The sequence below is a fragment of the Streptomyces sp. NPDC107538 genome, from assembly GCF_055657445.1.
Genome location: NZ_JBVKAY010000005.1, coordinates 705523 through 726306, shown reverse-complemented (window position 1 = coordinate 726306; position 20784 = coordinate 705523). Strand labels below are relative to the sequence as shown.

19 protein-coding genes and 1 rRNA gene are annotated in these 20784 nt (G+C 69.4%); 10 read left to right on the top strand and 10 right to left on the bottom strand.

From position 1 onward, the window contains the following. Window positions 1–159: 159 nt before the first annotated feature. The 3 genes from rrf to ACZ7MG_RS21725 all read left to right on the top strand — a co-directional run bounded on the left by rrf (window position 160) and on the right by ACZ7MG_RS21725 (window position 1186). Window positions 160–276: ribosomal RNA gene (rrf, locus tag ACZ7MG_RS21735) — 5S ribosomal RNA — on the top strand. Window positions 277–364: 88 nt separating this feature from the next. Continuing rightward, on the top strand, window positions 365–784 hold the full coding sequence (locus ACZ7MG_RS21730; RefSeq protein WP_471395661.1) for a GNAT family N-acetyltransferase: 420 nt from the start codon (window positions 365–367) through the stop codon (window positions 782–784). A 24-nt stretch (window positions 785–808) separates the two neighbouring features. Further along, on the top strand, window positions 809–1186 hold the full coding sequence (locus ACZ7MG_RS21725; protein WP_471395660.1) for a cupin domain-containing protein: 378 nt from the start codon (window positions 809–811) through the stop codon (window positions 1184–1186). Window positions 1187–1192: 6 nt separating this feature from the next. Here the strand turns inward: ACZ7MG_RS21725 and ACZ7MG_RS21720 are convergent, their stop codons facing one another. The 6 genes from ACZ7MG_RS21720 to ACZ7MG_RS21695 form a co-directional block, all read right to left on the bottom strand. After that, window positions 1193–2929, bottom strand: a complete 1737-nt coding sequence (locus tag ACZ7MG_RS21720) for a type IV secretory system conjugative DNA transfer family protein (protein WP_471395659.1) — start codon at window positions 2927–2929, stop codon at window positions 1193–1195. 59 nt (window positions 2930–2988) lie between these two features. Beyond that, window positions 2989–4428, bottom strand: coding sequence for an ATP-binding protein (locus tag ACZ7MG_RS21715; protein WP_471395658.1), 1440 nt, complete (start codon window positions 4426–4428; stop codon window positions 2989–2991). A gap of 78 nt (window positions 4429–4506) precedes the next feature. Next, entirely contained in the window at window positions 4507–6045 is a 1539-nt protein-coding gene (locus ACZ7MG_RS21710) for an SCO6880 family protein (RefSeq protein WP_471395666.1), read from the bottom strand. A 23-nt stretch (window positions 6046–6068) separates the two neighbouring features. Continuing rightward, window positions 6069–7397 (bottom strand): energy-coupling factor transporter transmembrane component T family protein, encoded by a 1329-nt coding sequence (locus ACZ7MG_RS21705; RefSeq protein ID WP_471395657.1) that lies wholly within the window; start codon window positions 7395–7397, stop codon window positions 6069–6071. After that, on the bottom strand, window positions 7387–8250 hold the full coding sequence (locus ACZ7MG_RS21700) for a DUF8175 domain-containg protein (RefSeq protein WP_471395656.1): 864 nt from the start codon (window positions 8248–8250) through the stop codon (window positions 7387–7389). Before ACZ7MG_RS21700 ends, ACZ7MG_RS21705 begins: the two co-directional genes overlap by 11 nt. A gap of 180 nt (window positions 8251–8430) precedes the next feature. Then, window positions 8431–8739, bottom strand: coding sequence for a hypothetical protein (locus tag ACZ7MG_RS21695; RefSeq protein WP_013002563.1), 309 nt, complete (start codon window positions 8737–8739; stop codon window positions 8431–8433). A 474-nt stretch (window positions 8740–9213) separates the two neighbouring features. On the opposite strand from ACZ7MG_RS21695, the gene ACZ7MG_RS21690 reads away from it, so the two are divergent. Further along, window positions 9214–9849 carry a S1 RNA-binding domain-containing protein gene (locus ACZ7MG_RS21690; protein WP_471395665.1) on the top strand — a complete coding sequence of 212 codons (636 nt, stop codon included), beginning with the start codon at window positions 9214–9216 and terminating at the stop codon, window positions 9847–9849. Window positions 9850–9872: 23 nt separating this feature from the next. Here ACZ7MG_RS21690 and ACZ7MG_RS21685 read toward each other — a convergent pair whose 3' ends face one another. Beyond that, window positions 9873–10358, bottom strand: a complete 486-nt coding sequence (locus ACZ7MG_RS21685; protein ID WP_471395655.1) for a hypothetical protein — start codon at window positions 10356–10358, stop codon at window positions 9873–9875. Between the two features lie 247 nt (window positions 10359–10605). Beyond that, entirely contained in the window at window positions 10606–10872 is a 267-nt protein-coding gene (locus ACZ7MG_RS21680) for a DUF397 domain-containing protein (RefSeq protein WP_471395654.1), read from the bottom strand. Window positions 10873–10994: 122 nt separating this feature from the next. Between ACZ7MG_RS21680 and ACZ7MG_RS21675 the strand changes: the two genes are divergently transcribed. Then, the gene (locus tag ACZ7MG_RS21675; protein WP_471395653.1) at window positions 10995–12002 is read left to right on the top strand and encodes a C40 family peptidase; all 1008 of its coding nucleotides are present in this window, start codon (window positions 10995–10997) and stop codon (window positions 12000–12002) included. A 253-nt stretch (window positions 12003–12255) separates the two neighbouring features. Then, on the top strand, window positions 12256–12984 hold the full coding sequence (locus tag ACZ7MG_RS21670) for a phosphatase PAP2 family protein (protein WP_471395652.1): 729 nt from the start codon (window positions 12256–12258) through the stop codon (window positions 12982–12984). Window positions 12985–13157: 173 nt separating this feature from the next. Here ACZ7MG_RS21670 and ACZ7MG_RS21665 read toward each other — a convergent pair whose 3' ends face one another. Further along, the gene (locus ACZ7MG_RS21665; protein ID WP_471395651.1) at window positions 13158–14711 is read right to left on the bottom strand and encodes an FAD-binding oxidoreductase; all 1554 of its coding nucleotides are present in this window, start codon (window positions 14709–14711) and stop codon (window positions 13158–13160) included. Window positions 14712–15324: 613 nt separating this feature from the next. Between ACZ7MG_RS21665 and pstS the strand changes: the two genes are divergently transcribed. From pstS to pstB, 4 genes are all read left to right on the top strand, one after another. Beyond that, window positions 15325–16455: a phosphate ABC transporter substrate-binding protein PstS gene (gene pstS / locus ACZ7MG_RS21660; protein ID WP_471395650.1), complete on the top strand. Its 1131-nt coding sequence runs from the start codon at window positions 15325–15327 to the stop codon at window positions 16453–16455. Window positions 16456–16590: 135 nt separating this feature from the next. Continuing rightward, entirely contained in the window at window positions 16591–17598 is a 1008-nt protein-coding gene (pstC, locus tag ACZ7MG_RS21655; protein WP_471395649.1) for a phosphate ABC transporter permease subunit PstC, read from the top strand. Next, entirely contained in the window at window positions 17595–18659 is a 1065-nt protein-coding gene (gene pstA / locus ACZ7MG_RS21650) for a phosphate ABC transporter permease PstA (protein WP_471395648.1), read from the top strand. Before pstC ends, pstA begins: the two co-directional genes overlap by 4 nt. A 68-nt stretch (window positions 18660–18727) precedes the next feature. Continuing rightward, on the top strand, window positions 18728–19504 hold the full coding sequence (gene pstB, locus ACZ7MG_RS21645) for a phosphate ABC transporter ATP-binding protein PstB (RefSeq protein ID WP_152169898.1): 777 nt from the start codon (window positions 18728–18730) through the stop codon (window positions 19502–19504). Between the two features lie 276 nt (window positions 19505–19780). On the opposite strand, the gene ACZ7MG_RS21640 is transcribed toward pstB, so the two are convergent. Next, the gene (locus ACZ7MG_RS21640; protein WP_471395647.1) at window positions 19781–20779 is read right to left on the bottom strand and encodes an inorganic phosphate transporter; all 999 of its coding nucleotides are present in this window, start codon (window positions 20777–20779) and stop codon (window positions 19781–19783) included. Window positions 20780–20784: the final 5 nt, after the last annotated feature.

Genomic DNA, 20784 nt, shown 5'->3' with positions numbered 1-20784 from the left:
GTTGATAGGCCAGATCTGGAAGCCCGGTAACGGGTGGAGGTGACTGGTACTAATAGGCCGAGGGCTTGTCCTCAGTTGCTCGCGTCCACTGTGTTGGTTCTGAAACCACGAACAACCCCGTTGTGCCACACAACGGTGCGGTTGAGTGTTTCATAGTGTTTCGGTGGTCATAGCGTGAGGGAAACGCCCGGTTACATTCCGAACCCGGAAGCTAAGCCTTACAGCGCCGATGGTACTGCAGGGGGGACCCTGTGGGAGAGTAGGACGCCGCCGAACAAATATTGAGAAAGCCCCCGCCGGGTTCCCGGCGGGGGCTTTCTGCGTTTCAGGGGCGGCTTCACTATTAGTTTAACTGGCGCAGGGTGTGGCGCGGCCCGATGCGTTCTGGCAGGAGCGGGCTGCGGGGGCCGCCGAAGGGGTTCTGGAGCGGCGGCAGTTCGTGGTGGAGAGTGCGGGTGGTGAGTGGGTCGGGACCGTGACCGTGTTGGTGGAGGAGGCTGGGACGCGGGACTTCTTCGGGGGGAGCGTCGAGCAGCGGCAGGGGCATCTGGTGGGGGTGTTCCTGCGCGATGGGTATCGGGGGAAGGGTGTGGGCGAGGCGATGTTCGCGGTCGCGGTGGAGTGGGCCCGGGATGTGGCCGGCGTCGAGCGGGTCCGGTTGTTCGTGAACGAGGGGAACGGGCGGGCCGCGGCCTTCTACCGTCGGGTCGGGTTCGTGGAGAGCGGAGTGACCGTCGAGGGGGATGAGGGGCGGGAGTTGGAGTACGTGCTGAGGTCCGCGTAGTGGCTGGTGTTAGCGTTCGGCGGCATGGACGACAGCGTGTATGTGGGCAATGCGGGCAAGGACGCCGCGCTGGACCGGGGTTGGCTTCTCGGGCACTTCAAGGCGGAGGGGGATCCGCGGCGGAGCGAGGCCGTGGAGATCAAGTGGGGTGTGCATCCGCGGGGTGACACACGGGCGCAGTGGGTCCGGGGTGAGGAGCGGACCGCCCTGCAGGTGCTGATCAGCGGTCGTTTCCGGGTCGACTTCCCCGGCCGTAGCGTCGTGTTGGAGCGGCAGGGCGACTATGTCGTCTGGGGGCGAGGGGTGGACCACTCCTGGGTCGCGGAGGAGGAGTCGGTGGTGTTGACGGTGCGGTGGCCGTCCGTCGCCGGGTACGCGGTGCCGGACGGTGGCAGTTCCTGACCGGGGTCAGGGCAGGGGGAGTTCGGTGTTCGGCCAGCGGGATCGGGCCTGTTCGCGGGAGCGGAGGAGGGCCAGGGTGGGGAGGCCCTGGTCGGGGCCCGAGGTCAGGAGGGCGGGAAGCTGGGGGAGTGGGGCCACGGCTGCCACGTCGTCCAGGACCAGGGTGAGTGGTGGGTCGAGGCGGCCGGAGGATGACCGTTCGGCCATGCGCCGGCCGCGCTCGACCACGCTTGAGGCGAGGGCCGTCAGGAGAGGCATGGCGGAGGGGTTCGCCTTGGGGTCCTCGATGGGGTCGCCGACCACATAGAGCGTTCCCCCCTCGTGTACGAAGGAATCCAGGGCGAGGGAGTCGGCTCGGTTCGGGGTGCAGGATTCGCGGACGTTGACGGTGGAGAGGGCGGAGAGGGCGCGGGCCGTCAACTGCTGAGCGATGTCCCGGCGTTCGGGGTGCGAGGTGAGCGCCGATTCCAGTTCGCCGGCGGCGCCGGGGGCCGCCTTCGGGTTCGTACGGAGGATGCGTACCGCTTCCTGGACGTTGCCGCCCTGGGCCCAGCGGTGCAGGTGGCGGATGGTGCGGCTGTCCAGGGCGGCGGCGTGGAGGTAGCTGCGCAGGAGGGTCTCCGCCGTGTCCGCCATCGCCTGGTCGATGCGGGCGGTGGGGCGGATGGGGGCGAGGAGGGCGATGGCCCTGGCCAGGGCCGTGGGCTTGTCCTCGCAGCCGGCGATGGGGGACCAGTGGAGGCGGGCCGGGGTGTCGCAGCGGTGTGCGGGGTCGTAGAGGAGGACCGGGCCCAGCTTCGCTCGCGCGTCCTTCGTGTCCGACCACAGAGTGGGGTCGGAGGTGACCACCAGGGCCGGGCCCTCGGCGTCCCGTACGGCCTGGGCGGCTGCGGGGCGGCGGGTCTCGGCGGGGCCCAGGACGACCGTGGTGGGCGCGCTCGCCCAGCCGGCCGGGTGACCGGCACCGGGGGTGAAGGCCGCGGGTGCTGTGGCTCCGGGGTGGGGGAGGTGAGCGGTGGCGGCTTCCGTGCCGGGTGCCGAGGGCTGCGGGACGAAGGGTGTGCCGTGGCGGGGCTCGGGGACGGGCGTGCCGGTGGGCGGTACGCCGGGGTGGGCGTGCGGCGGGGCGGTGGCTGAGGCCGGGCCTTGGGTGTGGGCGGCGGCGTATGGCTGTGCGGGCGGCGGCTGTTCCGCGGGGGTGGCGGCCTGCGCGGCCGGTCCTTCGGCGTGGTGCCCCGGGTAGGGGTGCGTGGGCGGTGTCTGGGCCGGGGAGATGCCGGGCGCGGCCGGTCCTTCGGCGTACGGCCCTGTCTGCGGTGTTCCGTGGGCCGGGGGCGCGGCCGGTGGCTGGGCCAACCCCTCGGTCCGTGCCGCCTTCTCGCGGGCGCGTACGGCTCTCCAGCGGGCCAGGGTGCCCATGGTGAAGACGGCCAGGACGAGGAGGATCATGAGCTGGCTGATGAAGAGGCCCCAGAAGAGGCCGTAGCCGGAGAGCTGCGCGGCGGGGGTGTCCGGCCAGGCGGCGGGGAGGTCCTGGGGGGCGGCGACCAGGCTGCGTACGGCCAGGGGTGTGCGGGTGAAGGTGACGGCGTCGGGCCAGGCGCCGTGGGCGAAGAGGCCGGCCAGGCCGGTGGCCGACCAGACCAGCAGGGTCAGGCACACCAGGAAGCCGAGGAGGGCGATCAGCAGCCCGTCGGGGATGCCGCCTCCGCCCTGCGGGGGGTGCCGGTCGTCGGGTCTCATCGCACGCCGCCGTTCACGGGGTTCCTTGTCGTCTCTGGTCGCCTGGGGGTGCCGTTCGTTCAGGCCACCGTCGATTCGGAGGAGCCGTATCCGCCGTCGATCTCGCTCAGGCGGTGTTCGACGAAGGCGGCTGCCCGTTCCTCCGCCTCCAGCTCGGCGGCGCGCAGGGCGTCGTCGCCGTCGAGGAGGTGGTCGGCGGAGGACTCGGTCATTGCGCGGTCGGTGAAGACCAGGGGGCGTTCGGTCTCGGTGATCAGGTGTTTGACCACTTGGACGTTGCCGTTGACGTCCCAGACGGCGATGCCGGGGGTGAGGGTGGGGATGATCTCCACGGCCCAGCGGGGCAGGCCTAGAACGCGGCCCGTCGCCCTCGCCTCGTCGGCCTTCTGGGCGTAGATCGTCCGTGTCGACGCCATCTTGAGGATGGCCGAGGCCTCCTTCGCCGCCGCTCCGTCGACCACGTCGGACAGGTGGTGGACGACCGCGACGAAGGACAGGCCGAGGCGGCGGCCGAACTTCAGCAGGCGCTGGAACAGCTGGGCCACGAAGGGGCTGTTGATGATGTGCCAGGCCTCCTCGACCAGGAAGATGCGCTTCTTCCGGTCGGGGCGGATCCAGGTGTGCTCCAGCCAGACGCCGACGATGGCCATGAGGATGGGCATGGCGATGGAGTTGCGGTCGATGTGGGAGAGGTCGAAGACGATCAGGGGGGCGTCGAGGTCGATGCCCACGGTGGTGGGGCCGTCGAACATGCCGCGGAGGTCGCCGTCGACCAGGCGGTCCAGGACCAGCGCCACGTCCAGGCCCCAGGCCCGTACGTCGTCTATGGCGACGTTCATCGCCTCCGCGGACTCCGGTTCGGGGTGGCGGAGTTGCTCGACGATGTCGGTGAGGACCGGCTGGCGTTCGACGATCGTCTCGTTGACGTAGGCGTGCGCGACCTTGAGGGCGAAGCCGGAGCGTTCGTCCAGGCCGTGGCCCATCGCGACCTCGATGATGGTCCTCAAGAGAGCCAGCTGGCCCGTCGTGGTGATCGAGGGGTCGAGGGGGTTGAGGCGGATGCCCATGTCGAGGGCGGCCGTCGGGTCGAGGCGGATGGGAGTTATTCCCAGCTCCTCCGCGATGAGGTTCCATTCGCCGACGCCGTCCTCGCCCTGGGCGTCGAGGACGACGACCTGGCGGTCGCGGAACCGCAACTGCCGTAGGACGTACGTCTTCTCCAGGGCCGACTTGCCGTTGCCGGACTCGCCGAGGACGAGCCAGTGCGGGGCGGGGAGCTGCTGGCCGTAGAGCTGGAAGGGGTCGTAGATGTAGCCCTTCCCGGAGTAGACCTCGCGGCCGATGATCACGCCGGAGTCGCCGAGGCCGGGGGCGGCGGTCGGGAGGTAGACCGCCTGGGCCTGGCCCGTGGAGGTGCGCACGGGGAGGCGGGTCGTCTCGACCTTGCCGAAGAGGAAGGACGTGAAGGCGTCCGTGAGGGCGGACATCGGGTCCCGCATCAGTGCTTCACCTCCAGGTGCGGTGGGTTTCCTGGGGCCCTCGGGTGATCCCGCGTCTGATCCCGCATCGCGGTGGCCCTACCTTCGGATTCCGGTGGCGAACGGGAGTGTGTTGACGAAGGCCCGGTGGTGTTCGCGGTCGCACCACTCCAGCTTGAGGTACGACTTGCCGGCCGAGGCCCTTATCGTCCGCTTGTCGCGGGCGAGAGCCTCCGGGGAGCGGGAGGAGACGGTGATCCAGCCGACGAGGTTGACGCCGGCCGCGCCGCTCGCGAGGTCCTCGCCGCGCTGGTCGAGGCGGGAGTGGGAGGCCACGTCGCGGGGGTCGACGGTGCGGTTCATCTTGGCGGCGCGGGACGCCTCCGCCTCGTCGTTGGTCTTCTCGGTGAGCATGCGTTCGATGGCGACCTCGGTGGGTTCGAGGTCCATCGTGACGGCGACCGTGCGGATGACGTCCGGGGTGTGGACGAGCAGCGGCGCCAGGAAGTTGACGCCGACCGGGGTCATCGGCCACTCCTTCACCCAGGCCGTGGCGTGGCACCAGGGGGCGCGGGTGGAGGACTCGCGGGTCTTGGCCTGGAGGTAGTCCGGCTCCATCGCGTCCAGTTCGGCCGGCCAGGCGTTGCGCTTGGTCATGGCCTGGATGTGGTCGATGGGGTGGTCCGGGTCGTACATGGAGTGGATGAGGGAGGCGAGGCGGCCCTGGCCGAGCGGCTGCCGTACGCGGATGTCGGCCTCCTGGAGGCGCGAGCAGATGTCCGTCAGCTCGCGGGCCATGACGACGGCGAGCCCGGCGTCCTTGTCGAGCTTGCGGCCCTGCGGGCGGGCGGCGCGGGCCATGGCGTGGCCCTCGGCGGCCAGTTCGCGGCTGTAGTGCATACAGGCGACGAGGTATGCGCGGTGCTGCTCGCTGCTGGTGGAGACCATGGACTGCAGCTGGTCGTACGACTGCTGCAGCCAGCCGGGGGCGCGTTCGTCGCCGCGCTGGGCGACGTCCTTGGCGTGGGCGTCCGGGTCGGCGGGGAGGGTGCGGGCGAGCATCTGCAGGCGGGTGACGAAGCCGTCGCCGTTGGCCACGTGCTTGAGGAGGGTGCCGAAGCGGTCGACGAGGGCTTCCTGGTCCTCGGAGTCGCGCAGGCCGACGCCGGGGCCCTCGATCTCGATGGCGGCGGTGACGGTCCGGCGGTCGGCGTGCAGGAGGACGGCGATCTCGTCGGGGCCGAAGGGTGCGGCGAGCCAGGTGATACGGCCGATGCCGGGCGGGGGGCCGACCTCGACCTCGCGGCCGTCGAGGTGGGTACCGGCCTCCATGTTGGACGAGCGGTACGTGGTGCCCTTGCGCAGGCTGCGCTTGTAACTGCGGTTGATCTCGAACCACTTGTAGAACGTCCGCCGCTTGTACGGCACGTACACGGCCGCCAGCGCCAGCATCGGGAAGCCGGTCAGCAGGGCGATGCGCGGGACGAGCACCGGGACGAGCAGGCCGCACATCATGCCGAGGAACGCGCCCGCGATGATCAGCGCGATCTCGCCGGACTCGCGGTTCCGGCCGATGATCGCGTTCGGCCGGGCGCGGCCGATCAGATAGGTACGGCGGGGCGTGATCGGATGGGACATATGGGCCGCGTGGGAATCGGTGGTCAACGCCCTTCACCTCCCGTGCGGTTGTTGCTGCTGTTGCGGGTGTTGCCGGCGTGGGGGGTGTTGATCGGGCTTGTGCGGGGCGGGGGTGCGGCGGAGGGGACAGTTCCGCCGCCTCCGCTCGCCGGGCGGGAGCTGTGGGCGGCCACGCCGCCGGATGCGGGGTTGGCCGGGCGGGGGGTGCTGCTGCCGCCTCCGCCGCCGTTGTTGTCGGCCCGGGAGCTGTGGGTCTTGATGCCCTGGGCGACGAGGCTGGCCGGGGAGCTGATCACGGCGGCGGCCTTGCCTTCGGCGCCGCGCATGATGCGGTTGTTGCGGGAGTTGGCGATCTCGTCGCCGAAGCCCGGGACGAAGCGGTAGATCATCGCCGAGGCGAAGATGGCGAGCAGGATGATGGCGAGGCCGGAGACGACGGCGGCGAGGGAGTCGGGGCCGTCCTCCGTGGTGAGGGCGCCGGCGAGGCCGAGGACGATGACGATGACCGGCTTGACCAGGATGATCGCGATCATGATGCCCGCCCAGCGGCGGACGTGGCCCCACAGGTCCTTGTCGACGAGGCCGGCGTAGACGACGACGCCGAGGAGGGCGCCGACGTAGAGCAGGACGGCCCTGAGGTACAGCTCCAGGTAGAGCACTCCGGCGGCGACGATGGAGACCAGCGACACCAGGATCAGCATGATCGGACCGCCGCCGATGTCGTTGCCCTTCTTCAGGGCCTCGGAGAAGGTGCCGAAGAAAGTGTCGGTCTGGTTGCCGGTGGTCTGGGCGATGATGTCGCTGACGCCGTCGGTGGCGGAGACGACGGTGTAGAGGATGAGCGGGGTGAAGGCGGAGGCGAGGACGGTCAGCCAGAGGAAGCCGATCGCCTCCGAGATCGCGGTGGTGAACGGTACGCCGCGGACCGCTCGCTTGGTGACGGCGAGCAGCCAGAGCACGAGGGTGAGGATCGCCGAGGCGGCGAAGACGACGGCGTAGTGCTTCAGGAACGTCATGTTCGTGAAGTCGACGTTCGCCGTCTCGTTGACGGCCTCCGAGAGCTTGTCGACGGTCCAGGAGGCGGCGTCGGCGCAGCCTTGGGCTAGGGAGGAGAGGGGGTCGAGGGTGGTGGTGAGGTCGTTGGGCGTGGTTCCGGAACCGCCGCCTCCTCCTCCGTTGTCGCTCTCACAGTACTCCCGGGCCGCGCCGGAGAGCAGCGAGCAGGAGTCGCCGCTGGGTGAGGGGGACGGTGTGGGTGCGGCGACGGCACGTGTCGCCAGCAGGACGACCGCGGTCTGTACAGCTGTGAAAGCGGCGGTGACCTTGAGTACGCGGTGTGACCTAGCGGGCATAGGTGAACCCTCCGTACTCCTCGACGGCCTTCGAGATCTCGTCGGACGTCGAGACCTTGTTGTCGCCGTTGACCGGCGCGGGGCCTTCCTTCTGCGCGAAGCTGTCGACCTTCCAGTCGTCGTTCTCCCAGCGCAGCTGGAGGGTCATGGTGAACCAGTCGCTGGTGACCGGGTTGGTCGTGCTCTCGGACGCCATGCCGAACACACCTGTGCACCAGACCTCGACGGTCGCGGTGCTGTCCGAGTAGCTGGTGGCGGTGGTGCCGACCGGCATGGTGCGTGAGACGTACGTGCTGCCGGTCGGTGCGTTGCCTTCCTCGTCCAAGCCGACCTTGGTCAGGAAGTCCGCGCTGTAGACCGTGTTGAGACGGTCTTCCAGATCGGCTGACTTGTCGGCGGCGAAGACCTGCCGGACGATTTCGCTGCGTCGCGCGGGCTTGAGGATGTCGGCCGAGACCAGCACCACGGAGTAGTTGGCCGCCGCCGATTCGGCACCCTGCTGGTCGTGGGCGAAGCCGGAGGGGATGCCACCGGCCTTCGTGGTGACCGGCCGTTCTCCCGAAGCCGCCGTAGGCGCGCTGTCCGCCTTGTCGCTGCTGGAGTTGCCGTCGGTGTCGGTGCCGTTGTCTCCGCGGTTCGCGAAGGCGATGGCGGCGATGAGGAGGACGACTACGCCGACGACGGTGACGAGGCTTCTGGAGGAGGAGCGGGGGCGGCGGGGGGCGCCGCCGTAGGGGTCGTCGCCCCCGGGGAGTCGGGTCCTGGTCTGGCCGGTGCCGGCGTAACCCCCGTACGCCCCGTCGTCACCGGAGCGCGAGGGCTCGCGGTACCCGTGCTCGTCGCCGAGACTCATGCCGCGGTCGCCCCTTCAACTTCGACGTCGTACCGAAAGGCGTAGCAGTACGACGGTAGCCGCGCTGGTTCCCGCGCGGGCGCGGTGTGGAGACTCGACATCAGGGAAACGCAACCTCAGCCGGTGGGCACGACGGACGGGTGGGGTGGAAGGGGGACCGGGCGGGAACCGGTCGCCGCGCTACACGGCCATGCCGTACACGATGGTGAAGAGCGTGCCCAGGGAGCCGATGATGAAGACGCCGGTGAGGCCGGCGATGATGAGGCCCTTGCCCTGTTCGGCGCTGAAGGTGTCGCGGAGGGCGGTCGCGCCGATGCGCTGTTTGGCCGCGCCCCAGATCGCGATGCCGAGGCAGAGGAGGATGGCGACCGCCATCACGACCTCGATCATCACGCGCGCCTCGTTGCCCAGGCTGCCGAAAGGCCCCCAGTCCGGGGCGATTCCGCCGATGATGGTGGTGATGTCGCCCTTGTCGGCCGCAACGAACATGTAAGTCACCGCCCCTAGTGGGTAGTTCGGTTGTCTGTGTGTGGTGTGCGACGTGTGCGCCTCGGCGTACGCGTCGCACACCTCCGCGCGGGTGCGCAGAGGTCGGGCCCATTCTCGCCGACAATGACGCTGTCGTATGTCGACTTGGCGTCATTGATTGGCGGGTTTCGTACGAATCCCTTGCCTCCGGCCCGTGCGGGACCCTAACGGGGGGCGCGGAACGGTAAACGAAGGGTCGTATCGTCACTCTGTGTATCACGGCAGGTCACGCCGGGCAATGAGGATCAACCGGAACCTGTGGTGTGGTTCGGTCGTTATTCCCCTTTCGTGGCCTCTGGGCCCTGGTCCGCCCGCTTCTGACGGGGTGTCGGACCAGCACTGTCGAGTGTGCCTGATGCGGACGTAAGGGTCGTGTGTGGGGCCGGGTGTTCCCCGGGGGCGAGCTTTGGCCAGGATGTGACATCAGCGCTGGGGATGACGGTGACTCATGCCATGGCCCGGCGGGAGGGGAAGCAGATGCGGTTGGGGGCCGAGGAGACTCCGGAGTTGTGGGCGTTCTTGGGTGGGCTGCGGGCTGGGGAGGTGTTGGTCGGGACCGTCGCGGCGGTCGAGCGGTTCGGGGTGTTCGTCGCGCTTGACGAGGGGCCGGAGCATCCGTTGTTTCCCGGGGTCGGGTTCATCACCGTTCCCGAGCTGTCGTGGCGGCGCATAGGGGCCGTTTCGGAGGTTGTGAGCGTCGGGCAGCGGGTCGCCTGTGAGTTTCTGCAGTTCGACACCTGGAACGGGGAGGCCCGGCTGTCGTTGCGGGCGATGGAGCCGGACCCCTTTCAGGAGTTCGCCGACGGGGTCGCGGAGGGGCGGAGACTTCGAGGGACGGTGACGAAGGTGGTTCCGTTCGGGGTCTTCGTCGAGGTGGCCGACGGGATCGAGGGGTTGGTGCACCTCGGCGAGCTGACCGTGGAGCCCGTGGAGACTCCGGAAGGGGTGGTCCGGGTGGGGGAGGAAATCACCGTCGTGGTCACGGAGGTCGACCGGGTGCGGCGGAGGCTGGCCCTGTCCCGGGTGCGGGCCCTGGAGGGTGAGGACGAGACGGGGCGGCAGGTGCAGTAGCCCCTGTCTGCCGGGGCCAGGGCTCACCTGGGTGTCGTGGACCAGGCCGCGTCGGGGTGGAGTAGGGGGGCTGGTGTAGGGGGCGGTTTTGGGGCTTCCGCCCCTCGCTCCCCGCCCCTGCCCCGCCCCGTTGCCCAGCGAGTCCGGAACACGTCCAGCAGCGCGGCGTCCTCGTCCCGGCCGAGCCCCGCCGCCTTCGCCGAGGCCCGCGCCCGCCGAGGTGATCGGCAGCTCGCCCGGCGACGCCGCCCAGGCCGCGTCAGCAGCCGTACGTACCCGGCGTGCGCCGCTGCCGGGTCCAGGGCCCCGGCCGGCCATCGCTGGTGATCCGTCAGCTCCTTGGCCGGCAGCGCTCCGAGCCCCGCGAACAGCAGGACGTTCGCCCGGTACCACTCGCCGTCCACCGGCAGGGCGTGGTCCCGGTCGGCCTTGCGGGCCAGGGCGGAGGCCTTGCCCGCGTACCGGGCGCTCCAGGCCGAAGCCGGTGGCCCATCGTGTCCCAGGACCACGGCAGATGGGCCGTCGGCAGGGCGCGCGGGTGCCGCTCCATTTCCGTCAGGGAGCGGCCCGGCTTGTCGTACGCGACCGTATCCGTGTCCGCTCCGTCTCCAGCGCGGCGAGCGCGACGGGCTCGCCGGGCGGGGCGGGTGCGCGGGCCCGGTCGGCGTACACGGTCGAGGTGTGCGGCTGCGCCGGAAGCGGGGCGGTGGTCTTCGTGACGAGATGCCGGCACGCCCCACCCGCAGCGCCCCCGGTCTACGACGCGGGCGGCCCGTACCCCTCCACTCCCTCCACGAAGTGGTCGAACTCTCCTGCCTGGACGCCCAGGACGAAGGCGTCCCACTTGCGGCGGTTCGTTGTGACGACGTTGTCCGGGTCGCTCGTCTCGCGGATGTAGACGGGGGCCTCGGGGTCGTCCTCGCCGTCGCCCGCGCCGAAGGCCAGTTCGATCCAGGGGCCGGGGCCGGTCGCGTCCTCGGGTGCCGCGCGGATCCAGTCGAGGTCCGGGGGGATGTCGGACATGGGGCGGGTCCTCCTCTGCCATCGTCCTACGGCCATGGCGGTCGTCGGTCAGGTGATCATTCCTAAGAAAGCGGGCCGCCTCTACACTTGCTGGCGGCGGACTGGCGCGCGGTGAGGGGCGGTTGACGGTGCGTAAGGCGTGGATCGTGGTGATCGCTGCCGGCAGCGCCGGGCTTGCCTTCGTGATGGTGCTGGTTGTGGGGGTTTATCTGGTCGCGGGGAATCTCGCGAACGGGGTCGGCGGGAAGTCGGTCGGGCTGGCCAAGGGTGCCGTTCCCGCCGCTTATCAGGCGCTCGTACAGAAATGGGGCAATCTGTGCGACGCCATCAATCCGGCGTTGCTCGCCGCGCAGCTGTATCAGGAGAGCGGATTCAATCCGAAGGCGCAGAGTCACGCCGCCGCGCAGGGGATCGCGCAATTCATTCCGGGGACCTGGGCCACGCACGGGCTCGACGGTGACGGTGACGGTGACCGTGATGTCTGGGACCCGAATGACGCGATTCCATCGGCCGCCTCGTACGACTGCTCCCTCGCGAAGTACGTGAAGGACGTACCCGGTGATCCGACGGCGAACATGCTCGCTTCCTACAACGCGGGGGCGTACGCCGTCATCAAGTACGGGGGTGTTCCGCCGTACAAGGAGACCCAGAACTATGTGAAGACGATCACGACGCTGTCGGAGAGTTTCGCCGCGCCGACGACTCGGGTCGATCCCAGCGAGCAGGCCGCCGGGGCCATCGCGTACGCGCAGAAGAAGCTCGGGACGCTGTATCTGTGGGGCGGTACCGGTACCGCTGAGCAGGGCGGACGCTTCGACTGCTCGGGGCTGACGCAGGCGGCGTACGACAGTGTGGGGATCACGCTGCCCCGGGTCGCGAACGATCAGTACAACGCCGGGCCGCACCCCTCGCGGGACGAGCTGCTGCCCGGGGATCTGGTGTTCTTCTCCGACGACCTCACCAACTCCCGCGCCATTCGGCACGTCGGGATCTATGTGGGGGGCGGATACATGATCGACGCTCCGCGGACGGGGGCCGTCATCCGTTTCGACCCGATTGACACCCCCGATTACTTCGGTGCGACCCGGGTCACCGAGGATGGCGCGAAAGCATTGCCCACGACGGTATGACAGCGCCGTAATTCTCTGTGAGCCCCTGCCCTGAGCTGCGGAGACGTGTCTCTCTTCGATAACGTCTGAGTGATCATTCAGTGGAGGGTGGAACGCTTTGAAGGGGAGTGTGCGTTCCTATTTGACGTAGCGCATGTAGCGCACGCGGCGTTTTGACGCTCGCGCGGAAGCACTACGGACACCACGGGGGTGGCACAGCGCGGCGCACGTACGGGTGCGGTCGCGAGAACGATGACGAAAGGGCCGCAGCACGATGGCTGGACTCGCCGCGCATGCCGCTACCGCACTGGCCGCTGATTCCGGATCGAATCCCGACGTCGAGCTGCTGTACGACATCAATGGTCTGGCCAAGGACGCGCCGGGGTGGCTGGACCGGGTGATGGAGTTCGTCGGGGAGTACGGGCTGCTCTTCGCGATGGTGCTGCTGATCCTGTGGTGCTGGTGGGGGGTGCGGAAGCGGGGCGGGGAGGATGCGGCCGCGTCCGTGGCCGCGTTGGTGTGGGCGCCGCTCGCCGCCGGAGTCGCGGTGCTGGTGAACGTGCCGATACGGGGGTTCGTGGAGCGGCCCCGGCCTTTTCTCGATCATGAGGGGCTGGAGGTGCTCGTCTCCGGCAAGACCGACTACTCGTTCGTGAGCGATCACGCGACGCTGATCATGGCGATGGCGGTGGGGCTGTTCGTCGCCAACCGGAAGTTCGGGATGGTCGGGCTGGTCATCGGGCTGCTGGGTGGGTTCATCCGGGTGTACATGGGGGTGCACTACCCGACCGATGTGATCGGTGGGTTCGCGTTGGGGACGGCGGTGGCGTTGTTGTTGTCGCCGCTCGCCATGGCGCTGCTTACGCCGTTGATGCGGGCCGTGGAGCGGTCGGCTCGGGTGGGGTGGGTTGTGCGGGCTCGGGGGCGGGATGGGGGGCGTGCGGTCGTTCCGGGGGCGCGGGTGGAGGCCGCTTCCGCGGGGGAGCGGGATTTGGCGGCCTGAGGGGGCGCCCGGGATTTTTTCGCCCCCGCCGCCCCTACCCGTCCCATCCTCAAGGGGCTGTGCCCCTTCGACCCCCTGGCTTGGAGTTCGGCCGCGGGTCCGGTGGGGGTTCTCGCGCAGTTCCCCGCGCCCCTGGGAAAGGGGCCTGCGGCCCTTTCCCAGGGGCGCCTCGGTTACAGGGCCTGCGGGAAAGTGAAGAAGCGGGTGGGGTCGTACTGGTTTTTCAGGGTGGTCAGGCGGGGGGCCGCGGCGCCGTAGTAGGCCTTTTTCCAGTGGGTGAGGGTGGGGTCGGCGTAGTTCTGGTAGGCGGCGCCCGAGGCGTGGCGGGTCATGGACTTGTGGGCTGTGGTGAGCCAGGACTGGGCCGTCGTGCCGGTGGTGCCGGGCTTCCACGAGGCGAGGTACTGGGCCAGCATCCGGGAGCGGCGGTGGACGAAGGCCGTGGCCGTGGGGGAGACGCGGTTGACCTGGCCGCCGAGCGCGGTGAACGCGATGCTGCCGGCGCCGCCCTTCACGCCCGTGATCTGGGTCAGCAGGGTCTGGATGCCCGCCGATGAGATCGAGCGGTCGAAGAAGTCCGAGCGGGCCGCGTACGTCTCGCGGCCCAGCGCGCCCTGCGGGGAGCGGCCCGGGGTCGAGCCGGGGAGGTGGCACTTGGCGTCCGCCGAGAAGGAGGAGCAGCCGGCGTAGCCCTCCATCGCGTCCTCGTAGGAGCGGCGCTTGAGGGAGACGCTGCGGGCCGGGGTGCCGACGCGGTCGGCGAGGCGGTCGAGGGCGTTCTCCAGGTCGCCGTACGTGCCGAGGGAGAAGGCGGCGACCGCGACGGTCGGGCTGCCGCCGTTCTCCAGGTGGCAGGAGGACCAGATCTCGTCGGGCCGGGTCGGGCCCCACTCCTGCCAGGCCTTCAGTACGGCGGCGGCCTTGGACCACGGCCAGGTGACGTAGGCGGTGACGCCCTGGGCGGCCGGGTGGGTCTTGAAGCGGAGTTCGGTGACCACGCCGAAGTTGCCGTTGCCCGCGCCGCGCAGGGCCCAGAAGAGGTCCTTGTTCGTGGTGGCGTTCGCGGTCAGCTGCTTGCCGTCGGCGGTGATCAGCGTGGCCTGGGTGAGGCTGTCGCAGGTCAGGCCGTAGGCGCGGGACGTCACGCCGTGGCCGCCGCCGAGGGTGAGGCCGGAGACGCCGACGGTCGGGCAGGAGCCGGCGGGGACGGTGACGCCCTTCGCGGCCAGGGCCCGGTAGACGTCGATGAGCTTGGCGCCCGCGCCCACGACCGCCTCGTTCGCGGAGGCGCGGACCTTGTTCAGCTTCGAGACGTCGATGACGAGGCGGCCGTTGCCGGAGGACCAGCCCGCGTAGGAGTGGCCGCCGTTGCGGATCGAGACCTTGATGTCGTGGGCCCTGGCGTAGGCGAGGGTCGTCCGGATGTCGTCGGGGTGGGCGACATAGGCGACGGCGGTGGGCTTCAGGGTGTCGAAGCGGGTGTTGTAGAGCTGGCGGGCCGTGGACCAGGCCTTGTCGCCGGGGCGGATCAGGGGGCCGTCGAGGTCGCGGGCCAGGGCGGACCAGTTGGCCGCGGTCACCTTGGAGGAGGTGGTGGTCGTGGTCGTGCGCAGGGCGGTGTCCGTGGCGCGGGTGCCGGGGGTGGGGTCGGCGCTGGTGCAGGCGGAGGCGGTCAGGGTGGTGAGGGCGGCGGCTGCGGTGCCGCCGATGAATATGCGCCGTTCCATGTGGGTCTCCCGGTGCGCCGCGCGTGGGGTGGGTCGTGGAACGAGACGGGGATCGTGGGGACGGGGTTCCGTGATCGCGGGTTTCCGGGGGCGCCCCCCGTCGACCCCCTGGCCTGATGTTCGGCCGCGCGTCCGTGGGGGCTGGTCGCGCGGTTCCCCGCGCCCCTTGAGGGCGGCTGCGCCGTCTCTCGGAGGGGGATGGTGGGCTGAACTGGGGCATGTTCTCTCCGTAGTCGATCGAGTACGGAGAGTCCCGTTTTCTGGAGAAAGGTGGCGGTGATGTGGAACCCTAGAGTCCGTTGGTGTGTGCGAGGTGAGGGAGGTGGGGTCGTGGCATTGGAATCTGCACGTGCCCTCCCCGTGAGCATTCCGTGACCTCACCGCACTGTCGGCAGGGGTTCACTCGCCGTTCACTTCCGTCCATCGGCGGCTTCACCTGATCTGCCTAATTTCGGCCTTACCCGGTGCGGGATGCGGACCGAAATGCGGCCGCGCAACCCGTGACGACAGCAGTACGAGGGACCAGAGGCGCCAGTAGGACGGGTCCCGAGGCTGATACGACGACTTCGCACGCCGCCATGTGGACGGCGGCTCCTGGAAGGAACCCCCGAAAGTGAAGCTTCAGCGCAAGAACCGCCTGCGCGCCCTTTCTCTCGGTGCTGTCGCCGTCACCGGCGTCCTGACCCTCACCGCGTGCGGGTCCGACGACACCAGTGGTGGCGCGAGCGGCACCAGCGACAGCTCCGCGCCCGCCAGCGACATCGACTGCGGCGACGCCAAGGGTCAGCTGCTGGCCGACGGCTCCTCCGCGCAGAAGAACGCGATCGACGCCTGGGTGAAGCAGTACCAGACCGCCTGCAAGGACGTCGTGATCAACTACAAGGGCAGCGGTTCGGGCGCGGGTATCACCGCGTTCACCCAGGGCCAGGTCGCCTTCGCGGGCTCCGACTCGGCGCTCAAGCCCGAAGAGGTCACGGCCTCCAAGGAGGTCTGCACCGACGGCCAGGGCATCGACCTGCCGATGGTCGGCGGTCCGATCGCCGTCGGTTACAACGTCCCGGGTGTCGACAGCCTGGTCCTGGACGCCAAGACCCTCGCCCTGATCTTCGACAGCAAGATCACCAACTGGAACGACAAGGCCATCGCGGCGCTGAACCCCGACGCCGAGCTGCCCGACCTCAAGATCCAGGCCTTCCACCGCTCGGACGAGTCCGGCACCACGGACAACTTCACCAAGTACCTGATCGCCGCGGCCCCCGACAACTGGAAGTACGAGGGCGGCAAGGCCTGGCAGGCCAAGGGCGGCCAGTCCGCGCAGGGCTCCTCCGGTGTCGCGCAGGGCGTGAAGGACACCAAGGGCGCCATCTCCTACATGGAGCTCTCCTACGCCAAGGACGGCATCAGCACGGTCGACGTCAAGACCGACGCCGCCGAGCCGGTCAAGGCGACCGTCGAGAACGCCACCAAGGCGATCTCCGAGGCCCAGGTCGTCGGCCAGGGCAAGGACCTCGCCCTGAAGCTCAACTACAAGCCCACCGCCGAGGGCGCCTACCCGATCACCCTCGTCACGTACGAGATCGTCTGTGACAAGGGCAACAAGGCGGACACCCTGCCCGCCACCAAGTCCTTCCTCACCTACATCGCGTCCGAGGACGGCCAGGCGCTGCTCTCCGAGGCCGGGTACGCCCCGATGCCCGAGGAGATCATCACCAAGGTCCGTACGACCATCTCGGAACTGAGCTGACCTGAGTGCGGCCGGTCCCGACCGGGGCCGGCCGCACCGTCCGGTGCACCGCCGCCAGGAGTCCTCCGCCACCGCGGGCGGCTCCGCCCCGAGCCGCCGCCCGCACGGCGACGGCTCCGCAGACCGGAGAACCCGATGGACATATCGACCAAAGACACTCCCGCACCCCCCACCCCACCGACTTCCCTGGCCCCCGAGGGCAAGCGCGCCGCCCGTGGCGTCACCCGCCTCGGTGACCGGGTGTTCCTCGGCCTCTCGCGTGGATCCGGCATCTTCCTGCTGGTGCTCATGGCGGCCATCGCCATGTTCCTCAGCTACCGTGCCGTGCTCGCGATCAGCAAGGACGAGGCCAACTTCTTCACCACCTTCGAGTGGAACCCGACCGGCGTCCCGCCGGAGTTCGGCATCGCCGTCCTGGCCTTCGGCACCATCGTCTCGTCGGTCATCGCGATGGTCATCGCCGTCCCGGTCGCGGTCGGTATCGCCCTCTTCATCACGCACTACGCCCCGCGCAGGCTGGGCGGCCCGATCGCGTACGTGATCGACCTGCTCGCCGCCGTGCCGTCCATCGTGTACGGCCTCTGGGGCATCCTGGTCCTCGTACCGCAGCTCGACGGGCTCTACGGCTGGCTGAACGACTACCTCGGCTGGACCGGCATCCTCGAATGGCAGGGCGGCGCCCCGCGCTCGATGCTCACCGTCGGCATCCTGCTCGCGATCATGATCCTGCCGATCATCACCAACGTGAGCCGTGAGGTCTTCCGGCAGGTGCCGCAGATGCACGAGGAGGCCGCCCTGGCCCTCGGCGCCACCCGCTGGGAAGTGATCCGCATGGCGGTGCTGCCCTTCGGCCGCTCCGGCGTGATCTCCGCCTCGATGCTGGGCCTCGGCCGCGCGCTCGGCGAGACCATGGCCGTGGCGATGGTCCTGTCGTCCAGCTTCGAGATCAACCTCAGTCTGCTCGACCCGGGCGGCGGCACCTTCGCCCAGAACATCGCCAGCAAGTTCAGCGAGGCCACCGAAATGGGCCGCGACGCCCTCATCGCCTCCGGTCTGGTCCTGTTCGTCATCACCCTGCTGGTCAATGGCGCGGCCCGACTGATCATCGCCCGCCGCAAGGAGTTCTCGGGGGCCAACGGATGAGCAACGCAACTCTCACCCCGAAGGGCCCGAGCACCCTGCGTGCCGCGTCCCTGCCCAAGTGGTTCGCGTGGGCGGTCGCCGCCGGCTCGGTCGCGCTGGGCCTCGGCATCAGCGCCGCGGCCGGCCTCGAAAGCTCCATCCAGTGGGCCCTGATCGCCGGCATCCTCTTCGTCCTCGGGTCGTACGTCATCGCCGCGCGCGTCGAGGGCAAGCGGCAGGCCAAGGACCGGGTGGCGACCAGCGTCGTCTGGGTCGCGTTCCTGCTCGCGGTCATCCCGCTGGTCTCCCTCATCTGGGAGACCATCAGCCGCGGTGTGAAGGTCCTCGACGGCTACTTCCTCACCCACTCGATGGGTGTGGTCGCCGTATCCGAGCCCGGCGGCGGTATCTACCACGCCATCCTCGGCACCTTGGAGCAGGTCGGCATCGCCGCCGTCATCTCCGTCCCGATCGGTGTGCTCACCGCGATCTACCTGGTCGAGTACGGCCGGGGCAAGCTCGCCAAGGCCGTCACCTTCTTCGTCGACGTCATGACGGGCATCCCGTCGATCGTCGCGGGTCTGTTCATCCTCAGTACCTGGATCCTGATCCTGGACATGGGCCCCTCCGGCTTCGCCGGCGCGATGGCGCTGACGATCCTGATGCTGCCGGTCGTCGTCCGCTCCACCGAGGAGATGCTCAAGCTCGTCCCGAACGAGCTGCGCGAGGCCTCGCTGGCGCTGGGCGTGCCGAAGTGGCGGACCATCCTCAAAATCGTGCTGCCGACCGCGATCGGTGGTATCACGACAGGTGTGATGCTCGCGGTCGCCCGTATCGCCGGTGAGACCGCTCCGGTCCTGCTGCTGGTGTGGGGTTCGAGCTACATCAACGCGAACCCGTTCTCCGACCCGCAGGCCTCGCTGCCGATGTACATCTATCTGCAGTTCCAGCAGAGCGGCGGTTCCGGAGCGGCGTACGACCGTGCCTGGGCGGCGTCGCTGACGCTGATCGCCTTCATCATGATCCTGAACCTGGCGGCCCGCGGCATCGCCCGCTGGAAGGCGCCGAAGACCGGTCGCTGACGCGGCCATACAGCGACCAGATCCCCCGAATTCCCCGCGAATTCCTCGCGAAAGAAGCAGTGATCCACATGGCCAAGCGAATCGACGTCAGCGGCCTCAACGCCTACTACAGCTCCTTCCGCGCCATCGAGGACATCTCGATGGCCATCGAGCCCCGTACGGTGACGGCCTTCATCGGTCCCTCGGGCTGCGGCAAGTCCACCTTCCTGCGCACCCTGAACCGGATGCACGAGGTCACGCCCGGCGGCCGTGTCGAGGGCAAGGTCATGCTCGACGACGAGAACCTGTACGGCGCCGGGGTCGACCCGGTCTCCGTGCGGCGTGAGGTCGGCATGGTCTTCCAGCGTCCGAACCCCTTCCCCACGATGTCGATCTACGACAACGTGGCGGCGGGCCTGAAGCTGGTCGGCGGCAAGAAGAAGTCCGAGCTGGACGAGATCGTCGAGAAGTCGCTCAAGGGCGCGAACCTCTGGAACGAGGTCAAGGACCGCCTCAACAAGCCGGGTTCCGGTCTCTCCGGTGGTCAGCAGCAGCGGCTGTGCATCGCCCGCGCGATCGCGGTCGAGCCGAAGGTGCTGCTCATGGACGAGCCGTGCTCCGCGCTGGACCCGATCTCGACGCTGGCCATCGAGGACCTCATCGGCGAGCTGAAGGAGCAGTTCACGATCGTCATCGTGACGCACAACATGCAGCAGGCGGCGCGTGTCTCGGACCGTACGGCCTTCTTCAACCTCGCGGCGGTCGGCCAGCCCGGCAAGCTCATCGAGATCGACGACACGGAGCGGATCTTCTCCAACCCGTCCGTCCAGGCCACGGAGGACTACATCTCCGGGCGCTTCGGCTAGGCCGAGGTCTCGTAAGAACCCCTCGCGGTGCTGCATGGCGGTGCCGCCGCGAGGTAGGTAAAGGGCCCGCCCCCGGCTCCCGGGGGCGGGCCCGTCCGCGTTCGGGGCGAGCCCCGGCGGGGTGCTGGTGCGGGGCGCCTGATGGCTAGGGGGTGCGGGTGCGTCGGCGGATGCGGGTGCGTCGTGGTCGCTCGCGCAGTTCCCCGCGCCCCTGAAAGGCAGGGGCTGCGCCCCTTGCCTTCCGGGCCCGCCCTGCCCCGACCCCTCGGCCGCCGCCTACAGGAACGCCAGGTTCACGAGCCAGAAGCTCGTCGCGGCGACCAGGGCGGCGGCCGGCATCGTGATGAACCAGCCGAGGATGATGTTCTTGGCGACGCCCCAGCGGACGGCGTTGATGCGCTTGGTGGCGCCCACGCCCATGATCGCCGAGGTGATGATGTGGGTCGTGGAGATGGGGGCCTTGAAGATGAAGGCCGTGACGAACATGATCGACGCGCCGGTGGTCTCGGCGGCGAAGCCCTGCGGCGGATCGAGTTCGATGATCTTCCGGCCCAGGGTGCGCATGATGCGCCAGCCGCCCGCGTACGTGCCGAGCGAGAGCATGACCGCGCAGACGATCTTCACCCAGACCGGGATGGGGTCGCCGTAGTCCTCGACGTCCGCGATGACCAGGGCCATCACGACGATGCCCATCGTCTTCTGGGCGTCCTGGAGACCGTGGCCGAGGGCCATACCGGCCGCCGACACGGTCTGCGCTATGCGGAAACCGCGCTTGGCCTTGTGCGGGTTGGCGCGGCGGAAGATCCACATGATCGCCGTCATCACCAGATAGCCGGCGACCAGGCCGACCACCGGGGAGATGAACATCGGGATGACGACCTTTTCGAGGACGCCGGACCAGTAGACCGTCGTACCGCCCGCGAGCGCCGCGCCCACCATGCCGCCGAACAGCGCGTGCGAGGAGGACGAGGGCAGGCCGAAGTACCAGGTGACCAGGTTCCAGGTGATCGCGCCGACCAGGGCGGCGAAGAGGATGCCCATCCCCTTGGAGCCCTCGGGCGTGGAGATCAGCCCCTCGCTGACCGTCTTGGCGACGCCGCTGCCGAGGAAGGCGCCGACGAGGTTCATGACGGCGGCCATGGCGAGCGCCGCGCGGGGTGTCAGGGCACGGGTCGACACCGAGGTCGCGATCGCGTTCGCGGAGTCGTGGAAGCCGTTGGTGTACGTGAAGAAGAGCGCGACCCCGATGGTCACGACCAGAGCGAAGGTGTCCATGAAGG